This is a genomic window from Sphingomonas sp. YR710, assembly GCF_900101455.1.
GTDB lineage: Bacteria > Pseudomonadota > Alphaproteobacteria > Sphingomonadales > Sphingomonadaceae > Rhizorhabdus.
This window is the reverse complement of record NZ_FMZJ01000003.1, coordinates 188,313-207,214: the sequence shown is the minus strand read 5'-3', so window position 1 is coordinate 207,214 and position 18,902 is coordinate 188,313. Positions and strand designations below refer to the sequence as shown.

Sequence of the window (18,902 nt, the reverse complement as noted above, 5' to 3'; positions counted from 1 at the left end):
ATCGGTATTACTGCTTCTATTGCCATTGGCCTAATATTGCCCATTTCTAGGCTGTGGTTTCTGTATCGAATAGTGCGATCGATGCCAAAGTGGTTCAGATGTTCTAAAGACAGCAAGCGCGTACGATCTCACGCGAACGGGAGATCGAGCGAATGCCACCGCTGTTTCATCGACCTCGCCTCGTTTTGCGAGCGAGGCCGGAGGGTGAAGCGTTCCCATTCCGCCGACGGGCCGTTCAGCGTCGCTGGCCCATCATCTGCTCGATCTTCCTGTCCGTCTTATACTGGCTGAGCGCGTAAACTGACCAGATTGCGGCAATAGGCCATGCTATGATCGTTAGCTGAAGAAGCAGGCAGGCCAGCCCCGCGATCGGGCGACCGATGGTAAAAAACTGCAGCCAGGGAACGAAAATAGCCAGTAAAAGTCGCACCGATGATCTCCCTTTGCCGAGTGAGGTTGAATATTTGCGTCAGAATTCCGCTACCAGTTCATGTATTTTACGGCCTCTGAGCGCCTTGTAGGGGCTTTTCGTTCCGGGCTTCTCCGTCATAAGTTGTGCTTGAAGATCTGCCGCTGAAGAGACGATATGCCCATCCCATTCGATGATTGTATCGGCCCAGTGGAGCCCCGATCGGGCCGCGACCGATCCGTTTTTGATCCATCCGACCAGCGCGCCACCGGGCAGGCCCCACATCGGCTTTGTTGTCTTGAATTCGATCCCGAAGTCGGGCGCTACGGGTGACACGATGGCGGGTGCAATGACGGTTGGCCCGTTGCGATAGTCGGCGATCGCCTGGAGCTGGGCGGCGATCTCATCGCGCGGGATGTCGAGGATCAACGTGTCGCCGCTGCGCGCGTAGAGTTTTATCTGGAATCCGGTTGTGGCCTTGGCCTCCAGCAGCGCCTCCGGCAGGTCGATCCCGATCGCCTCGCTATAGTCGCACAGTCCCTTGCAGCCGCGGGTGCCCTTGTCGAAGACCAATCGTGTGACGGCCATGTCCTGCGCATCGTCATTGGCGGCGCGCCAATAGCCGCGCGCGCCATCGACATAATCGATTGCGACATAGAGCTGATGCTCGGCCAAAGTGGTGCGGCGATCGACCCAGCTGCGGATATGCCAGGTGCGGTTCGTGCCCAGGAAGGAATCATGGCCGAACTCGGGCCCGTGAAAGGTGACGAGTGGGCTGAATCGGTCGCCTTCGATCCGGACGGCCAGATCGGGCCGTGCGGCGGCGGGGGCCGCAAGAGTCAACAGGAGCAGAACCAGCGATGCACTTGCCGTTCGCAACATGCCGTGTCCTTTCCTGGTCATCTCCGGCCGAGCCCGTCAGCTCGCCAGGAGGCTGATCAGCACCGACAGGGCGAAGATTCCGAATACCACGAAAAGCCAGGTTTGCGGATTGTTGGTGGCTTTGATCACCTCGAGATCGGGCGGCGCTATTGCAGATGAAGGCGCAGCGGCGGGCTTTTCAGATGCAGCGCCGGCAGTGGCGGGCAAATCCGTATTGCCGCAAAAGCGGCATTTCCTGGCGACCCGCTTGATCGATTCGCCGCATGATGGACACACTATCTCGTCGGATTCACGAAGAACGGCTATCCCTGTCGCCTTCATGGATCGCCAGGATGTCATCGATACGCCAGTATCATAAGCGACATTGATAACCGCGTTGGCTCCGATCTTCGACGCCATTTCTCGGAGTTTGGAATTGGCTTCATCGATCGTCGGTGCCTTCTGAAAGACAGTGGCAGCTTCGACTTTCGCCTCGAGTGCCTTGAGGGGCTTATAGGCAAAACCCACGTCGCCCACGTGAATCTGAATATCTGTCACTTCCATGGTGATGCTCCCCGATTCAACGAGGGAAGCTATGGATATGTTCTTGTTTTGTTCAGTGTGGGCGCCGTGATTTTTCCGGCAAATTTGATCCGCTTTGGTCGTTTCTGGAGGCCCCTATGGCGCTCGACCTGTTTCCCACCCTCATCGGCCAGGGCTTTTTCGCCGAAAAGGCGCCGGTCTGGTTGACCGCGATCGCCGAGGCCGCGTCGGGGCGCGAGCGGCGGCGCAGGCTCTGGTCCTATCCGCGCTGGCGGTTCAAAATCGGTTATGAGGTGCTGCGCGATGTCTCCGGCGGGCGCGATCTGACCGATCTGACGACCTTCTTCAACGCGCATGCCGGGCGCTATGCGGAGTGGGGCTTCCTCGATCCCACCGACAATCTGGTGACGGCGCAGGCGTTCGGGACGGGCGACGGCGCGACGCGCAGCTTCCAGCTGCTGCGTACGGTGACGGGGGCTTCGCTGTCGTTCACCGAGCCGGTGCGCGGTGTTTATGGGACGCCTTCGATTTATGTGAATGGCACGCTGACCACGGCGTGGTCGATCGACGACAATGGCGTGCTGACCTTCACATCAGCGCCGGCGGCATCGGCGGTGCTGAGTTGGACCGGGCAGTTCCTGTTCCACTGCCGCTTCGATCAGGACGATCTCTCGCCGGCGCAGATGATGGCGCGGCTATGGTCATTGTCCGGCCTGACATTCATGACGGTGAAACGATGAAGGCCGCGCCCGGGCCGTTGGCCGCTTTGCTCGATTCGGGCGAGGACTTCGTTATGGCCGATCTGTGGACGCTGACCTTGAGCGGCGGATCGGTGGTGCGCTGGTCGGGCGCCGATGTCGCGCTGAGCGCCAACGGCAATGTCTATGCGCTGGGGCCGGCGATCGAGCGCGGATCCGTGAGCGAGAAGCGCGGGCTCGAAGTGGCGACGCTGGAAGTGCGGATCAGCGCCAATGCCGGTGACCTGATCAACGGCGTTCCCTTGATCCCGTTCATCACGCGGCACGGGCTGGATGGCGCAGTGGTGCGGCTCGATCGCGGCTTCGGCACCGACTGGGCATCGCCGCTGTCCGGCACGATCCTGCGCTTTGCCGGCAAGGTAACGGCGATCGGCGAGATTTCGGGATCGACCGCGAAGCTGACCGTCTCGTCCTGGGCGATATTGCTCAACGTCAACATGCCGCCGAACCTGTATCAGGCGGGGTGCCTGCATGCCGTCTATGACGCCGGCTGCGGGCTTTCGGCGGCGGCCTTCGCTGTGTCGGGCGCGGTGAGTGGTGCGTCGACGGCGCTGGCATTCGGCAGTGGGCTGAGCGTTGCCGCCGGCGATTATGCGCAGGGGCGGGTGGTGTTCACCTCCGGCGCGAACAACGGCGTGGCGCGGGCGATCAAATCCAACACGGCGAGCGCCTTCACCCTGATCCAGCCTTTGCCGGCGGTGCCCGTGGTGGGCGACGGCTTCACCGTCTATCCGGGTTGCGATCGCACGATGGGGCGATGCGCCACCCGCTTCAACAATCTCGGCCGGTTCAAGGGCACGCCGTTCGTGCCACCACCGGAGACCAGCCTGTGACGGGGATTGACCAATGCCGCCCTTTGATCCTCCCCCGCCAGGGGGAGGTGTCGCCGAAGGCGACGGAGGGGGCGGGTGGCGGCCAACGGGTGCTGCGGGACCCACCTCATTCTTCCAGACGCAAGCTGTCCTCCCCCTCCGTCAGCGCTGCGCGCTGCCACCTCCCCCTGGCGGGGAAGGATTTTAGGGCGACGCGCGCGGATGTCGTGCGCGAGGCCTTGTCGTGGGAGGGGACGCCCTATCATCCGCACGCGCGGATCAAGGGCGTGGGATGCGATTGCGCGCAGTTTCCCGCAGCGGTCTATCATGCGGTCGGGCTGATCCCCGATCTGCGGCCCGATTATTCGCCGCAATGGATGATGCACCGCGACGAGGAGCACTTCCTGGAATGGGTGACGCCTTATGCGCGCGAGATCGGACGGGAGGAGCTGGGATCGGGCGATTTCGCGATCTGGAAATTCGGGCGGACCTATTCGCACGGGGGCATCGTGATCGATCCGTCGGTGGTGATCCATGCGGTGATTGCCGGTGGTGCGGTGGTGCGCGGGGATATGGATCGGGACGGCGAATTGCAGCGGCCGGCGCGGTTTTTCACATTGTTCGGAGGTGATTATGGGCGGTAAATCGACCTCCACCACCGCGCCGAAGATCAACCAGCTTGCGGTCCAGTCCTCGTCGCTGGGCCTGCCGATTACGCTGGGCTGGGGGCGCGGGCGGATCAAGGCGAATATCATCTGGTATAATGGCTTCAAAGCCATGCCGCATACGACCAAGCAGAGCGGCGGCAAGGGGATGGGCGGGGGATCGAAGAGTACGACCTTCAGCTATAGCGCCAGCATCATCATGGGGCTGTGCGAGGGGCCGGTGCAGGGTGTTCGCACAGTCTATCGCGACAAGGATGTCTATGCCGATCATGTCGTGCCGCTGACATGGGACGGTTTCACTTATGGCACGACCACCGAAACCGCGTTGCAGCAGGCGGGGCTGAGCCTCGCCACCGGCTCGTCCTCGCAGGCGCCATGGGGGTATGTGACGTCGCTCTATCCGGCGCAGGCGCTCGGCTATAGCGGGGTCGCTTATGTCTATGCGCAGGATTATGCGCTGACGGACAATGCATCACTGTCGAACCATTCGTTCGAGGTGGATTTCGGGGTGCAGCTTGCCGGCATGGCGGATGCCGATCCGGCCGATATCGTCAGCGATTTCCTGACCAATGCCGCACATGGCGTACCCGGCTGGGCAAGCGGGCTTCTGGGCGATCTTTCCGACTGGTCGCTTTATGCCCGCGCCAACAATCTGCTGCTGTCGCCGACGCTGGAGGAGCAGCGCACCGCATCCGATTGCATCACCGAATGGACCGATGCCACCAACAGCGCGGCCTTTTGGTCCGAAGGCGTGCTCAAGATCGCGACCTTCGGCGATGCCGCGGCGACCGGCAATGGCGTCACCTGGACGCCGAACCTGTCGCCCGAATATGACCTGACCGAGGACGATTTCATCGCGGCCGATGGCGGACCGGTGCAACTCGAAATCGTCGACCAGTCGGACGCCTATAATGTCGTTCAGGTCGAATTTCTCGATCGCGCGAACCAATATGGAGTCGGCATCGCGCTGGCCGACGATAATGCCAACATCACCGAATTTCGCGAGCGCAAGAAGGATCCGACGCAATATCACTGCATCTGCGATGCCGATATCGCGCGGCATTCGGCGCAGCTGCTGCTGCAGCGGACGCTCTATCGGCGCGATCTCTACAAGTTTCGGCTGCCGTGGAATTTCGTCCGGCTCGAGCCGATGGACTATGTGACGCTGACCACCACCAGCGACGAATTGCAGCTTTATCGCCAGCTCGTCCAGATCGTCGATATCGAGGAGGATGAGGAGGGCGTGCTGGCCTTCTCGGCCGAGGGCATCGATGTCGGCACGGCATCGGCAGCCTTGTACAATGCGCATTCGGGATCGGCCGTCACCGTTAACACGTCGGTCGCGCCGGGCTCGATCGCGACGCCGATCCTGATCAACGCGCCAGCGGCGCTGACCGGGCTCGATCCCGAAGTGTGGGTGGCCGTCTCGTCGCCCTCGGCGGCGTGGGGCGGGTGCGAGGTGTGGGCGAGCGCCGACAATGTGCATTTCCAGAAGGTTGGGCGGATCAGCGGGCCATCGCGGGTCGGCGTTTCGACCGCGGGACTGGCTGATCATGTCGACCCGGACACGACGAACATGCTGTCGGTGGATCTGACCGCGAGCGGCAAGACACTCGATAGCAGCACGGCGGCGAACGCGGACGCGGGCGCGACCTTGATCTGGCTGGCCGGCGAATTGATGACCTATCAGACGGCGACCCTGACCAGCGCGTTTCACTACGACCTGACGACGCTGCGCCGCGGGCTGTATGGGACCGCGCACGCTACGCACGGAGCGGGTGCGCCGTTCGCCCGGCTCGACGATGCGGTGTTCAAATTTCCGTACACGTCGCTCAATGTCGGCAGCACGATCTATCTGAAATTCCCGAGCTTCAACATCTTCGGCGCGGCGCTCGAGGACATGTCGACGGTGACGGCCTATAACCTGGCGCTGCTGGATTCGGCGCATGTGACCGACTGGCGCGTGATTGCGGATGCTGGCGTTGCCGCCGCCGCGGATGCCGTGGTCGATGCCGCGGCGGCGCAGGCCGATGCGAATGCGGCCCTTGCCGATCTGGCAGATATCGCCAGCGACAGCCTGCTGACCCCCGATGAGAAGCCGCGCGTGATCTACGATCGCGATGTCATCATCGCCGAGCAGTCCGGGATCGACACGCAGGCGGCATCGTTCGGGATCACGACCGAGAAGACCGGCTATGACAATGCCGTCGCTGCGCTGAGCAGCTATCTGGCGGCGCTGACGACGCCGGTTCCGTGGTCGAACCTGTCGGGGAATACGGCGATCGTCGGCGCGACCTTCCGATCGAAATTTTCGGATGTCTATTCCGCGCGCCAGACCCTGCTGAACAGGATCGCGGCCGTCGCGAAGGCGCAGGCCGATCAGGGCGTGACGGATGCGGCGACCGCGCAGGCCGCCGCCAATGCCGCGCAACTGACGGCCAACGGGGCGGCGGCCAGTGCGTCGACCGCGCTCGGCGAGATTGGCACGATCGTTGCGGACAATGTGCTCGATCGTTCCGAAAAGCCGGCGGTGACGGCGGATTGGAATGTCCTCTATGCCGAACAAGGCGGCATCGACGCGCAGGCGACGGCCTATTCGATCACGACCGAGAAGATCACGTATGACTCCGCAATCTCAAATCTGGCGAGCTACCTGCTCAGCCTTTCGCCGACGTGGAACGACTTCACGGTGGACACGCCGATTACACGATCGACGTTCATTTCGAAATTTCAAGATGCGTACACCGCGCGAACCGCGCTGCTCAACAAGATCGCAGCAGTGGCGGGAACGCTCGCGTCATGGGCTGGGGTCTCCGGCTCCGGGAAGCCTGCCGATAATGCCACGGTCGGCGCGGACTGGTCCAGCAATCTCGCGTCGCGGCCGACCGAGTTGACCGACGGGCGTGTATCGGCCGGGCTGGATAGCGGGGGCAACGTCAACAATGACAAGGTTTCGACGCCGGCGCTGCAGGATTTTTCGGTCACGAACTCCAATCAGGCCTATAACGCTTCGACCATCTACGGTGCAGGCGCCTTCTATTATCAGACCATCGTGAGCTTCGATGTGACGATGGCGCATGATGGCGACATCATCCTGATGCTTGCCTGCAAACAGAGCTATCATGGCAGCACGCCATCGTGGGACGGGCATATCACCATCGATGGCACCCAGGTCTTTTCCTCTGGTGGTTCGGCGACCTCCGACAGTGTCGTGATGAGCGGCAGGTTGGCCGTTTCGGCGGGCACCCGCACCGTGAGCTTCGAATGGTCGGCGAGCTCCAGTGGTATCAGCATCGATGCCGGCAATGCTTCTCTGGTCGCCTTCGTGAGGTACAAATGAGCCTGTATGCCATCACCAGGGCCGGCGAGCGCCCGCGGCTGTTCGCCGAATGCGCATCGGCCGAGGAAGCACAGCGCCGATGCGGTGACGGCGAAGTGGCTATTCCCACCACAGAGGCTGGCGATTTCGTAGCTTCGGCAGACGGCCGGGCGCTGATCCCTTATGATTTTCCCCTGGCCATCCAGAAAGTGGCACGGTGGAACGCAGTGAAGGTCCGCCGTGCGGCCGTGGCGGGCGGTGGCGTGCCGACACCGTTCGGGACCGTCGATAGTGACGACGGCAGCCTGGCGAAGATATCGGGAGCGTCGCTGGCGGCGATGATGGCGCAGGCCACCGCAGCGCCCTTCTCGATCGACTGGACGATGGCGGATAACGCGGTCGCGCGCCTGGACGCGGCGGGAATGATCACGATGGGTCAGTCGGTGATGGCCCATGTCGGCGCCGCTTATGCGCGGGCGCGGGTTTTGCGCGATGCGGTTGAGGCCGCGGCGGATGCAGAAGCGCTGGCCGCGATCGACATCGGGACGGGCTGGCCGCCGAACTGAAAGGATCGACATGACCGATACGAACGGAACCTCGCCGGGGGAACTCGGCGGGATGATCGCTGGCGTCCTGGCATTGCTGGGTACGGCGGGGGCGGGGCTCAAATGGCTCGCGGGCTGGATGAGCGGGCGCGAGGAGACGCGCGCGGCGCGCAATGCGCGCTGGGAAGCCGATCTCGATCAGCGCGAACGCGAAATGGAGAACAAGCTCTCCTCCAGCCTGGCGCGCTGCGAGGAGCATTGCGCGGCGGTCGAGGCGAAATTCGAGAAAATGCGGATCGCGATCCTGCTGGTGCTGCCGGAATTGCAGCGGGTGGCGCCCTATTCGCCTGCGCTTAAACATGCCCGCGATCTGCTGCGCGATACCTTCCCGATCCCGATCGACCTGCCGGGCGACATGGCCGGGATGATCGACGAGATCGAGCGGATAACGGTCTGATTTTGCGAGAAAAATATTCCCACCGTGCACGTCAGAAGAGACTCGCTGGCGGGGCGGGGGGGGGCAGTGCCAGCGGGTCTCAACTGATTGAATGAAGCCGGTGGGCGGGGGGGGATTGCCATCCGGCTTCGCAGTTTAAAACCCTCTTGCGGGAAAGTGGTTCCATGATCGATTGGCAAAAGGTCCAAAATGTTCTGATCGAATGCGGGTTCGATCCCGGGCCGGCGGATGGCGTCGCAGGCCCCCGCACCTTCACCGCGCTTTATGCCTGTGCCGCCGGCCGCAAGGCCGACGCTGCGATCGCATTGCGCGGCCGGATCGCGGCCGAACGCTTTGCTGATTACGGCCTGACGACGGCTCCGCGCATCGCCGAGTTCATCGCGCAATGCTGCAACGAGACCGGGGGCTTCCGGCGGTTCGTCGAGAATATGCACTATAGCGCGCTGGCGCTGCGGGCGCTGTGGCCGGCGCATTTCACACCGGAGCAGGCGAAGGCGGCGGTCGGCGACCCGATCGAGATCGCCGCGCGTGCCTATGGCGGCCGCATGGGCAATGATCCCTATCCGAGTATCGACGGATATACCTATCGCGGCCGTTATGACCTGCAGCTCACCGGCAAGGCCAATTATCGCTATTATGGCGCGCTGATCGGCGTGGATCTGATCGGCGATCCCGATGCCGCGCCGCCCGAGGTCGGGCCGCTGATCGCGCTCGAATATTTCCGCCAGGGCAAGGTGAACGATGCCGTCGACGCCGGCGATTTCGTCGAGGCGCGGCGCATCACCAACGGCGGGCGCATCGGGCTGCAGAATGTGGCGGCTATCCGGGGGCGGATTTTGGCGATTTTCGAGAGTTAGCCTCCGCTCCTTTTCCGTCATCCCCGCGAAAGCGGGGACCCATGGACGGGCGAACCGGAGCGATTCGAGTGTCTCGTAACCGTGGGTTCCCGCTTTCGCGGGAATGACGGTTTTTGATGAAAGGAAAACCATGAGCTTCGATCCCTTCACGGCACTGCTCGATATCGGCGGCAAGGTCATCGATCGGGTGCTGCCCGATCCGGCCGCGAAACAGGCCGCGCAGATCGAGTTGCTGAAACTTGCGCAGACCGGCGAACTCGCCCGGCTCACTGCCGAAACCGATCTCGCCAGGGGCCAGATCGCGGTCAACCAGGCCGAGGCGGCCAACGGCGCGACCTTCGTATCGGGGTGGCGGCCGTTCGTCGGCTGGGTGTGCGGATCGGGGCTGGGGCTCCAGTTCCTGATTGCGCCGTTGCTGAGCTGGGGCGCGGCGATGGCCGGCCATCCGGTCGCGGTGCCATCGCTCGACATGTCGACCTTGCTGACCCTGCTCGCCGGCATGCTCGGCCTCGGCGGGCTGCGCACCGTGGAGAAATTGAGCGGCGTCGCGGCGAAATAGGCGGCAAGCGCCGGCCACAACCCCAACGAAAGGAGAATCCCGCATGCGATACGTTTCGCTGATCCTTGCGCTTGCCGCGGCATCGGCCGGCGCCCAGACCGTCCGCCTGCCGCAAAGCTTCGCGCCGTCCACGGCGATCGGCTATGGTGCGGTCGACGGGCTCTATACGCCGGTGACCGCCGGCTCGCCATTGCCGGTGACGACGGGCGGGGCGGTGCTGCCGGTGCAGATCGCCCCCGACACCATGGTCGGGCCGAGCAGCGGCCTTTCCGCGCTCAACACCGATCTGCTGACCGGGGCGGTATCCGGCTGGTATGACGCCGCCAATTTTCACAGCGGATCGATCAATATCTTTACGAGTGCCGGTATTTCGGCGGGTGTGATCAGCTTCGAGCAGACCAATGACCTGACCAACGCGTCGGCCGGCGGCCTGTTCTTCGCTTATGACGCGACCGTCGTCACCGCCAACCCGATCTCGTCGCTGACCCTGGCCGCGTCGACCGTCCGCACGATCGATTTCCCGATCACGGCGCGGTACATCCGCTTTCGGATTTCCACGGCGGTGGCAGGCGGTACGGTCGGCGCCACCGCGACCTTCTCGCAATTGCCATTTGCGTCGACCCGCACCGATATCGTGCAGACATCGGCGACCAATCTTAACGCCACGGTGATTTCGGGCGCGGCGGCGGAAGACGGGGCCGCGACCTCCAGCTCCAGCACGCCTTTCATGATCGGCGGCTTCGTCCGCACCGCCAACGGCCTCACCACGCTGGTTGCCAATGATATGGCCAAGCTGACGATGACGACGGGTGCCGCGCTGGTGCAGAAGCCCTATTCGGTGCCCGATGCCGACTGGCAATATAGCGGCGCTCTGACGACGACGAGCGCCGCCGCCGCAAAGGCCGCGGGCGCCGCGAGCATCCGCAACTATGTGACGGCGTTCCAATATCAGAACATGTCCGCGACGGCGACGACGGTGATCATCCTGGATGGCGCGACCGCGATCCACACGCTCTATGCGCCCGCCAATATGGCGGCGCCCGCAGTGATGGACTTCCCCACCCCGCTGCGCGGCACCGCCGCGACCGCGCTCAACGTCAATTGCGGGACGACGGGCGCGAATGTGCTGGTCAACCTGCAAGGCTATCAGGCGCCGTAACAAATTCCTCCCCGGAACGGGGAGGGGGCGTAGCGGCGTGGCATGCCGGGGGCATGCCAAATACGCGAAGCCGGCTGCGCAGCAGCCGCGGGGCGTAGCATGGTGGAGGGGCGCCGCGCAGCGGCGTCTTCGCCGCCGCCCCCTCCACCGCTCTTCGAGCGGTCCCCCTCCCCGTTCCGGGGAGGAATTTTCACTATCTTCCCAAAGGAAATCCCATGGCCGGAACCCCGATCTCGGGAGCGCTTGCCCTGCGCTCCGGCGAGCCGTTCGTGCTGCATATAGTCCTGCTCGATGCGGCAGGGGCGCCGCAATTGTTGAGCGGGCGGCAATTTTCGCTGGTGATCGCAGCGGTCGGTGCAGCCAGTGCGGCGTTGCGTGTGCCGGCCGCGCTGTCGGGCGATGCGCTCTATGCCATGGTGGCGATCAATGGCGCGCAAACCGCGGCGTTGTTCGCCGATTTCGGTCCGCGCGATGCCGTCTATGCGATCGTCGAGACGATCGGCGACGCACAGGTGACGCGCGGCAGCGATCGGCTGCATGTGGAGGCATCGGCGGCGATTCCGTCGGGCGGGGATCCGGTGACGATCGACCTGCCTTTCATCATCGCGATCCCGAGTCCATCCGGCCTGCTGATCCGCGAGACCGGTGCGCGCGGGCTTTCCGCCGCCGAGCAGTTCGCGATCGGCGGGCTGGAAGCGGGCGATCCTGTGAGCAATGCGATGTTCGCGGCGCTGGGCGATGGCATCCGTGCCGAGGTGCAGGGCAGCGCCGATCTGGCGGTGGCCAGTATGGCGGCGGCGGCCGACAGCGCCGAGGCCGCCGCCGCATCCGCCGGGGCGGCCGATCTGGCGAAGGCGACCGCGGGCGGCTATCGCGATCAGGCGCTGGCCGCGCAGACCGCGGCCACCGATGCCGCGGCTGCGGCGATCACCGCGCTCGGCACCTTCCCCGATGTCGCGACCGGCCTCGCCGCCGCCGCGGAGGGCGGCTATTTCCTCGTCGCCGGCACGGGCGATGTCTATGCCTCGCGCTATCGCAAGCTCGGCGGGGTGGCGACCGGGCAGAGCGACTACGCGAGCAAGGCCGCGCTTGACGCGATGGCCGCGACGCTCCGGATCGATGGCAGCGCCACCGAATATCTGTGGTCGGTCGCCAATCTGAACGGCGACATATTGTTCGCCTTCCGCAATTCGCTGGGCGGGCTTGATGTGCCCAATCTGCGCGCGATGGCGATCAGCGCCGCCAGCCTCTCCGCACCCAGCCTGACGGCAACCGATCTGCTGACGATCGGCGGGGCCGCGATATCCGGCACGGTCAATCCCGGCAATCTGTGGGAATTGCGCACGCCCGTTGGCGATATCGTCGCCAAATTGGACATGACCGGCACGTTCACGATGGCGGCGGGCGCCGTCGCGGGATCGCTTTCCGTGGGTGGGGTGCTATCGGTCGGCGGCGCGCTCAACGCCGGCAGCTTCAGCGTGCCGGGCACGATCGCCGCCGGAAGCATTGCGATCGGCGATGCCAGCATCGTCGCGACATCCGCGAACCTCGTCGAATGGCGCACCCCGATCGGCGATATCGTCGCGCGGATCGACAATGAAGCCCAGGCGCATTTCGCGAGCGCGACTGTGCATGGCGATCTGGTGGTGACGGGCAGCATCTACGGCAGTTCCGCAACGCTATCGTTGCCGCCGGCGCCGTTCGCACGCGTCACCGATGCGCAGATCGCCACTCTTAACGGCTGGCCGGTCCCCTCCGTCCCTTCGGATGCCGCGCGGCCGCCCGTCCTTGCCGCCGACAGCACCAAATATGGCGCGCGCGCATCGATCATCTCGGGATCGGCGCGCTGCATCAACGGGCGCGTCTGGGCGGGCTTCATCGCCAAACTCGGCGTGACGAACTTCACCGGCTACGTCAGCGGAACCAGCCTGACGGTGCTTTCGATCGCCAATCTGGGCGCGCTTTCGATCAATGCCGGCGCGACCAACCAATTCCCCACCTTGAGCGGGGCCGGCGTCGTCACGGGCACTTTGATCAATGCGCCGCCCGATACGCAGACGGGCCCGCAGACATGGCCGGTCAGCGTGCCGCAATATGCCGGCAGCTTCCATGCGCCGATCGCGATGAGCATATCGGGCGGCTCCGGCGTCGCGGCGATCACCGGCTATATCATCGGCGCGAAGCTCTATGTCGCGACGGCCGACCATTATGACCGGCTGGTCCCGGGCGCCACGGTGGGTGGAACCGGTGTCACCGCCTGCACGATCACCGGCGCGGCATCGGGCGGGGTCTATGGGCTCGATACGAATAATGGCACGATCGGATCGCTGGCCGCGCCCATATCCCTCACGGCCACCGATGAGCCATCGGACGGCGCGGAAGGATCGGCCGCTTATGCCGTGCTCAAATATACCGACGATCTCGATACCGGCGTCTGGCAGGAGGCGCTCTATTCGCTGCCGCGCGAGCCGAGCACCGATTCCGCCGCGATCGGCCTGGCCGAACTCGATGACGGGCGGCTGGCGGTGCTGCTCCAGACCACGGGGGCCAGCCCTTATGTACCGGCCACTTATGGGCTGATCATCAACAATCCCACGGCGATATCCGGCGCCTTCGATATCGGCCGGCCGACCTTTCTGGCCTATGGCACGGCGATTTTCGGCGGGCTGATCGTGTCGCGCGAAACCTATCTGACGATCGATCTGACCGGCGCGAGCACAATCTTTGGCCGGCTGACCCATGAAGGCCGCGACGGCCTGGCTTTTTCGCCGGCATCGACCGTGCCGCAGGTGCCATCCATCGATCGCAGCTTCAACGAAAGCAGCGCGGTGCCGATCACGGGCGGCAAATGGGCCGTCTATATGCGATCCAATTCGGGCATGTATCAGGTGACCTCGGACTATGACGCGGCGAACTGGGGCACGCCGACGCTCTGGTCCCCTTCATCCGGCTATCCGACCACCACGAGCCGATCCAAATTCGTCGTCAGCCCATCGGGGCGCATGATCGCGGTGTTCAACAACAGCACGGCCGGTCGCAAGCTGATGACGCTGGCGCTGTCCGAGGATGGCGGGGTGACATGGCCATGGGCGGTGCCGATCGAGAGCCGGGGCTATACGCAGCAGCCGCCATCCTATCCTGACGTGACGTTCGATGGCGACGATATCCTGATCCTCTACGATTTCGGCCGCAATACCGGGGCCGGCCTCTATGGCGGCATCGGCAAGCGGCTGTACCTCGCGAGGATCAGCGAGAAACTGGTGCGCAACGGCGCCTCCTTCACCGCCTCGATCGGCGGGACGACATTGCATGTGACGGCGATCGACGCTGGCAGCGCGGCCATCCGGATCGGATCGTTCGTGCATGGTGGCGGCGTCGACGGCACCTCGATCATCCAGGGCCAGTCGACCGGCACGCCGGGCGGCGCGGGCGACTACACGATCGCCACCGCATCGGGCGGAAGCCAGACGGTCGGGATCTCCACCATGACGACGAGCGGCGCGGCCGAAAGCGACGTCACCAAATATGTCGTGACTTTGTAAGGGATTGAAACAATGGGCGGACTTGCGAACATCATTGCGGATAGCAGCTATAACGGCCCGAACGTGGGCTATTCCCTGCCGGTGAGTCGCGGCGCGCGGACCGTGCTGTTCCCGAGGGTGGATGGGCCTACGTCGATCGCGAATAAGGTGGATGTGTTGGCGGGGGGCGTGGGGAACGCCACGGTGGTGGGGACGCCGGGATATGGGGCAGGGTATGCGAGCTTTACGACGGCATCGAACTACTTCAATAGCGGGTCGCTCGATGCTTCGACGACGACGATCATGGCGGTTGTGCGCGCGTCGCAGTCTTTCATCAATGGGCCAACGCAGCCTATAATAGGTGGTAATTTTACGCTCGGCGTGTCTGGGTTGCATCTCGCTTTCGATGACAATATCGGTGCAAAAGGCTTCGTAGCTCGTAGAGTGACAACTGTGTCCGGCGTTCCCACTAATTCTAGCCCGCTTCGCCTTCAATATGGCGCATCTTTCACCGCCTCGATCAGCGGTAGCACAATGACTGTCACTGGGGCACCGGTAGGCGTAATTGCAATTGGAAATACGATATTCGGATCGAATGTGACCTCCGGTACAATGGTCGTTTCGGGCGGCACCGGTACGGGCGGCGTTGGAACATATAATCTCAACGTGTCGTCAAATGCCAGCGGAGCTATGGCAGCTATAGGCGACTGGGCTTTTGTCGCATGCTCGTTTCAAAACGGTGGTAACATCACCATATACAATAAAACACTAGGCATTTCGAATTTTTTGGCAGTAACAACTTCTCATATTGCGGGGGCGGGCAATTTCAAGGTTGGAACGTCATTCAGTAACACCGTAGGAGGTCTCTGCGATATTGCTTATTGGGCCGAGCACAATGTCGCTCTGACGACTTTTGAGATCGATTCTATTTATCAAGCTGTCAAATCGAAATTGTCATCATATTCTACCCCGATAATAATTTAATCATTTAATAATAATGGTTTAGCGGATAACGTTCTGGGTTCAGGGGGTAAGCCAGGGCATCGGTCGATGGTTGCACCTTGCCCAGCCAAATCGCGAGTGTTTCCCCAAAGTTGTCGAGGATCGACTGGGTTGGCTTCGTCGAAATGGGCTCGAAGGTGTCCGTGAGCGAGGGCCTTGTTCGGATCGGCGACCGCCACGATCTCATCATCCGGCGCATTCATGAGATTGCCAAACCGCGCTCGATCCTGAGCGAGATCTCGCGACTGCTTTCCCGGTGGCGGTACAATCTGCGCTGACCGTCCGACTGTAGCTGGGGATCAGAAGCGCAGATTGGCTCGGTCCGACTATCAGATGGATGCGCCTTGCCATACCCCAATGTGGCGTGGCACTAATGCGCGAGCAAACAGGAGGTGTGTCATGGCAGGGTTGGTGCGACGCATTCTTTCCGCGCGAGGGAGGCAGATCCTAGGCGAGGGCAATTTATCGCATATTCCGCCAGCGAGTGTTTCACTCAAAAACTTGCAAAAAAACCTCACCGCAGCAATTTTTCCGTCAGATTTTGATGCATAAAGGGTTCGTGCTCACGCTTTGATTGTAATGGTAATTACGACAGAAGTCATAAAAAGCTACGAAAATCCTGGAAAAAAATCTTAATGATGAGGTCTCAAAAGGAACGACGGTCAGGAGTCTAAGTGACTTATGAAAATCGAAACTACGTAAAAGTTAATTCACGACATTATAATTACGATATTATAATATAGTAGGTATCTCATTGGTGAAGCGTGTAAACAGACTGGATAAAGAAAACCTGATTGATTTTGATCAGGTCGTCGATTGGCCCAAGTTGCTTGGTTCGCTTGATGATTCTCTGCTGATCCTGCCAGAGCGCCCGCTTGCGAACTTATCGAAACCTCGAAATTGGTCAGATGTAAAGGAATGGTTAGGGCGCGACGCATTTACCTCCAAACTTGACCCCTATTGCGATGCGTTGGGGCGGGATCGTTCATACTGTCTATCGCTAAAAAATGCGATCCTGCTTCCCCCAGCCATTCTGCTTACCGAGCGCGAAGCAATTATTCCTGATACCCTGTTAAGATACGCATCACTTCCGCACGGTATTATTGAGGATGATAAATGCGAACTCAAATTGGTCTCGGAAATGAGCGATCCGATCGTGATCGATCGACCTGCCATTTATGTAGAAATGCTCTGGGGTCATTTTGGTCACGCTTTGGTTGAGGGTTTGGCGCGTCTTTGGCCACTTGCTGCTGAATGCCCGATTGATCCAAAGGACTATTTATTCGTTGGTTTTGGTAGAGGGATTCGGCATTCGCATGCACCAAAATGGTTGGTAAGCATGTTTGCTGAGCTGGGCATTGATTTTGATAAGCAAGTCATTTTTGTTGATCGGCCTATGCAATTTAAGCAGTTAATTGTTCCAAAGAGACTGTCTCCAATTTTGTCACGACCGGGTATCGAAGCGGATGATTTATTTATTCATTTGGGTAGGAAAATCGGATCGCGTTCTAAAATTGAAGATGGACCCAAAAAAATATTTTTGAGCCGGTCAGCTCTACCCTTGGAGATGCGGGGGTTGCCTAGTTCCCAAGGTGAGCGATTGGATCGCTTATTTGAGAGTATGCAATATACTGTTGTTCATCCACAAAAATTATCGTTACCCGATCAAGTTGCTTTGGTTCGCGGCGCGCAATATATTGTAGGATGTGCAGGATCGCAGTTACATCTTTCGGTTTTTTGCGAGCGCGCAACGCCTTTGTTAAAAATTGCTACGACGAAATTCAATTTGGTAACTGATTCTCGACTTTACTGGGTTAAGGGAGGTACCATAGATGAATATGTGGTTCCTTCGCCGCCGTTGATAAAGGGTAACAAAGGCAGCAAAGAGGGTTGGGTTTTGCGTGAAAGTGATTTCGATGCGCTTCCAGAAGCTATCGTGGCTTGGGAAAGTTTAAATGCTGCTCGCACTTTGGATTAATTTGCATGTGAATTGCCCGGTGTTCTCGCTTTGGTGCACTGCGGTAACGATGGCGTGAGGTGACAATGGACGGGAATAAAACAGTTGCACGCAGTACTGGGGCTGTCGGAGAAAAATCGGCAGTCCGAAATAGACCTGATATGGTGTTTTCAGACAGCAATGATGTTCTGTACTTATGTGGCGACCGTAACAAAACTCAAGAGCAACATCTTGGTCATTTGGTTATGCCCCCGGAGCTGATTGCTGAGTGGCAAAATGTGATGCGTTCCCGTGCAAGATGGTTTGAAGAGTTGGGTACAGAATTTCTTTTTATGATAGGTCCTGACAAGCAATCGGTTTATTGGTCAGCGCTAAATATCCCTCAACCGGATCATCGTAACAGTTTATTAGTTTTCAATGAGCTTTCTGATGTGCCTTGGGTTGATCCAGTGCCGGCCTTATCTGCTGCTCCTTCGTCGCCCGCGGTATATCCAGCTATTGACAGTCACTACGACGCGGTGGGTGCCTATGTAGCCTACCGCGCGTTGATGGAGCGCTCAGCGACCCATCGAAGCAGAATCTTGCAGCCAGAAGAAGACTTCGAGTATGTGGAGGTTGAATCGACGGGTGACCTTGGTAACAAGCTTATTCCGCCGAGGTTGGGAAAGTATACGAAACTAAAAAAAACTAGAATGTACGCTAAGCCGATTTATTTAAATGGTGTGGGGGGTAATGGCGGATTCAGAGTTCATCACAACCGGAAGGGTGCGGGAATAGGTTTTTTATGTGGTGATAGCTATTCGCAGACAATATTCCCTTATATTGCCGAGCATTTTAAATTTTTGATCCACCTTAGGGCGCCAATTGATAGGGGGTTTGTGCGATCTGTTGGACCAGAAATGGTAATTGGCATGGTCGCTGAGCGCTTTATGATGCAACCGCCCGTTCTATCAGACGACATCCCCTTCGAGATGCTTTTCATTGAGAAGCTAGCGCGAGGCCGAATTCGCCGTGAGGAGATTTCGAAAGGTCGGCGCGAATACGATGGATCGATTTCATTGCCTGCTCCCGTTTTGGCGGCGATCAAACGGCATGATGCATTGGCCCACGTTCTTTTGTATCCGGGACAGGTTACCGAAGAACAGCAGCTCTTCGTTGGCGCTCCATTTGACGTGGCCACTACTGCAGACGTGATTGTGGCCGCCTATCTGTCATGGGCGCTAGGATCGGGCTTCCACTCTGACTGGGCCTCGCTCTATGCGCAGCTTCCAGAGCTTATTCGTCACAAATTCGAAGAGATTTGTCCGGCGTAGTGCGATGAAGCATATGACGAATAACGAAGACCTTATCGGAGATTTGGCGATGGAATCTAAAAGACAGGTTGCGCTTTTTCGATAGCGTCTCGGCAATGTATCGGAAAAGGGAGTTGTCTCGCCACTGCGAATTCGTAATGCAATTATCTCCACGCTGGGCCTCAA

The 18,902-nt window shown here is 60.6% G+C and carries 16 protein-coding genes; 13 read left to right on the top strand and 3 right to left on the bottom strand.

Going from position 1 to position 18,902, the window contains the following annotated elements; genetic code table 11:
* Nucleotides 1-235: 235 nt before the first annotated feature.
* The 3 genes from BLS13_RS05585 to BLS13_RS05575 are packed head-to-tail and all read right to left on the bottom strand — an operon-like array spanning nucleotide 236 to nucleotide 1,834.
* Nucleotides 236-430: a YqaE/Pmp3 family membrane protein gene (locus BLS13_RS05585; RefSeq protein ID WP_093450465.1), complete on the bottom strand. Its 195-nt coding sequence runs from the start codon at nucleotides 428-430 to the stop codon at nucleotides 236-238.
* A gap of 39 nt (nucleotides 431-469) precedes the next feature.
* Nucleotides 470-1,291 (bottom strand): S1C family serine protease, encoded by an 822-nt coding sequence (locus BLS13_RS05580; protein WP_093450464.1) that lies wholly within the window; start codon nucleotides 1,289-1,291, stop codon nucleotides 470-472.
* Nucleotides 1,292-1,327: 36 nt separating this feature from the next.
* Nucleotides 1,328-1,834 (bottom strand): heavy metal-binding domain-containing protein, encoded by a 507-nt coding sequence (locus BLS13_RS05575; protein ID WP_093450462.1) that lies wholly within the window; start codon nucleotides 1,832-1,834, stop codon nucleotides 1,328-1,330.
* 116 nt (nucleotides 1,835-1,950) lie between these two features.
* Between BLS13_RS05575 and BLS13_RS05570 the strand changes: the two genes are divergently transcribed.
* The 13 genes from BLS13_RS05570 (at nucleotide 1,951) to BLS13_RS20270 (ending at nucleotide 18,737) form a co-directional block, all read left to right on the top strand.
* Nucleotides 1,951-2,553: a DUF2460 domain-containing protein gene (locus tag BLS13_RS05570; RefSeq protein ID WP_093450461.1), complete on the top strand. Its 603-nt coding sequence runs from the start codon at nucleotides 1,951-1,953 to the stop codon at nucleotides 2,551-2,553.
* The gene (locus BLS13_RS05565) at nucleotides 2,550-3,404 is read left to right on the top strand and encodes a DUF2163 domain-containing protein (RefSeq protein ID WP_176943445.1); all 855 of its coding nucleotides are present in this window, start codon (nucleotides 2,550-2,552) and stop codon (nucleotides 3,402-3,404) included. Before BLS13_RS05570 ends, BLS13_RS05565 begins: the two co-directional genes overlap by 4 nt.
* Before the next feature lie 206 nt (nucleotides 3,405-3,610).
* On the top strand, nucleotides 3,611-4,027 hold the full coding sequence (locus BLS13_RS05560) for a C40 family peptidase (RefSeq protein ID WP_218123236.1): 417 nt from the start codon (nucleotides 3,611-3,613) through the stop codon (nucleotides 4,025-4,027).
* Nucleotides 4,017-7,388 carry a phage tail protein gene (locus BLS13_RS05555; protein ID WP_093450458.1) on the top strand — a complete coding sequence of 1,124 codons (3,372 nt, stop codon included), beginning with the start codon at nucleotides 4,017-4,019 and terminating at the stop codon, nucleotides 7,386-7,388. The genes BLS13_RS05560 and BLS13_RS05555 overlap by 11 nt, the downstream gene beginning before the upstream one ends.
* Nucleotides 7,385-7,933 (top strand): DUF4376 domain-containing protein, encoded by a 549-nt coding sequence (locus tag BLS13_RS05550; protein WP_176943444.1) that lies wholly within the window; start codon nucleotides 7,385-7,387, stop codon nucleotides 7,931-7,933. Before BLS13_RS05555 ends, BLS13_RS05550 begins: the two co-directional genes overlap by 4 nt.
* A 10-nt stretch (nucleotides 7,934-7,943) precedes the next feature.
* On the top strand, nucleotides 7,944-8,369 hold the full coding sequence (locus BLS13_RS05545) for a hypothetical protein (protein ID WP_093450454.1): 426 nt from the start codon (nucleotides 7,944-7,946) through the stop codon (nucleotides 8,367-8,369).
* A 164-nt stretch (nucleotides 8,370-8,533) separates the two neighbouring features.
* A complete protein-coding gene (locus tag BLS13_RS20610; RefSeq protein ID WP_093450452.1) occupies nucleotides 8,534-9,226 on the top strand; it encodes a glycoside hydrolase family 19 protein in 693 nt (230 codons plus the stop codon).
* Between the two features lie 130 nt (nucleotides 9,227-9,356).
* Nucleotides 9,357-9,785: a holin family protein gene (locus BLS13_RS05535; RefSeq protein ID WP_093450450.1), complete on the top strand. Its 429-nt coding sequence runs from the start codon at nucleotides 9,357-9,359 to the stop codon at nucleotides 9,783-9,785.
* A gap of 43 nt (nucleotides 9,786-9,828) precedes the next feature.
* Nucleotides 9,829-10,944 (top strand): hypothetical protein, encoded by a 1,116-nt coding sequence (locus tag BLS13_RS05530; protein ID WP_093450448.1) that lies wholly within the window; start codon nucleotides 9,829-9,831, stop codon nucleotides 10,942-10,944.
* A 215-nt stretch (nucleotides 10,945-11,159) separates the two neighbouring features.
* Nucleotides 11,160-14,486, top strand: coding sequence for a sialidase family protein (locus BLS13_RS05525; RefSeq protein WP_093450446.1), 3,327 nt, complete (start codon nucleotides 11,160-11,162; stop codon nucleotides 14,484-14,486).
* Between the two features lie 12 nt (nucleotides 14,487-14,498).
* Nucleotides 14,499-15,449: a hypothetical protein gene (locus BLS13_RS20275; protein ID WP_143011878.1), complete on the top strand. Its 951-nt coding sequence runs from the start codon at nucleotides 14,499-14,501 to the stop codon at nucleotides 15,447-15,449.
* A gap of 775 nt (nucleotides 15,450-16,224) precedes the next feature.
* Nucleotides 16,225-17,445, top strand: coding sequence for a glycosyltransferase family 61 protein (locus tag BLS13_RS05520; RefSeq protein ID WP_143011877.1), 1,221 nt, complete (start codon nucleotides 16,225-16,227; stop codon nucleotides 17,443-17,445).
* A gap of 65 nt (nucleotides 17,446-17,510) precedes the next feature.
* The gene (locus tag BLS13_RS20270; protein WP_143011876.1) at nucleotides 17,511-18,737 is read left to right on the top strand and encodes an alginate O-acetyltransferase AlgX-related protein; all 1,227 of its coding nucleotides are present in this window, start codon (nucleotides 17,511-17,513) and stop codon (nucleotides 18,735-18,737) included.
* Nucleotides 18,738-18,902: the final 165 nt, after the last annotated feature.

Excerpts from the sequence above, each read along its gene's own strand:
- BLS13_RS05535 (WP_093450450.1), top strand. The coding sequence starts at position 9,357 with ATGAGCTTCGATCCCTTCACGGCACTGCTCGATATCGGCGGCAAGGTC.
- BLS13_RS05580 (WP_093450464.1), bottom strand. The coding sequence starts at position 1,291 with ATGTTGCGAACGGCAAGTGCATCGCTGGTTCTGCTCCTGTTGACTCTT.
- BLS13_RS05525 (WP_093450446.1), top strand. The coding sequence starts at position 11,160 with ATGGCCGGAACCCCGATCTCGGGAGCGCTTGCCCTGCGCTCCGGCGAG.
- BLS13_RS20270 (WP_143011876.1), top strand. The coding sequence starts at position 17,511 with ATGGACGGGAATAAAACAGTTGCACGCAGTACTGGGGCTGTCGGAGAA.
- BLS13_RS05570 (WP_093450461.1), top strand. The coding sequence starts at position 1,951 with ATGGCGCTCGACCTGTTTCCCACCCTCATCGGCCAGGGCTTTTTCGCC.
- BLS13_RS05545 (WP_093450454.1), top strand. The coding sequence starts at position 7,944 with ATGACCGATACGAACGGAACCTCGCCGGGGGAACTCGGCGGGATGATC.
- BLS13_RS05565 (WP_176943445.1), top strand. The coding sequence starts at position 2,550 with ATGAAGGCCGCGCCCGGGCCGTTGGCCGCTTTGCTCGATTCGGGCGAG.
- BLS13_RS20275 (WP_143011878.1), top strand. The coding sequence starts at position 14,499 with ATGGGCGGACTTGCGAACATCATTGCGGATAGCAGCTATAACGGCCCG.
- BLS13_RS05530 (WP_093450448.1), top strand. The coding sequence starts at position 9,829 with ATGCGATACGTTTCGCTGATCCTTGCGCTTGCCGCGGCATCGGCCGGC.
- BLS13_RS05550 (WP_176943444.1), top strand. The coding sequence starts at position 7,385 with ATGAGCCTGTATGCCATCACCAGGGCCGGCGAGCGCCCGCGGCTGTTC.
- BLS13_RS20610 (WP_093450452.1), top strand. The coding sequence starts at position 8,534 with ATGATCGATTGGCAAAAGGTCCAAAATGTTCTGATCGAATGCGGGTTC.
- BLS13_RS05575 (WP_093450462.1), bottom strand. The coding sequence starts at position 1,834 with ATGGAAGTGACAGATATTCAGATTCACGTGGGCGACGTGGGTTTTGCC.
- BLS13_RS05555 (WP_093450458.1), top strand. The coding sequence starts at position 4,017 with ATGGGCGGTAAATCGACCTCCACCACCGCGCCGAAGATCAACCAGCTT.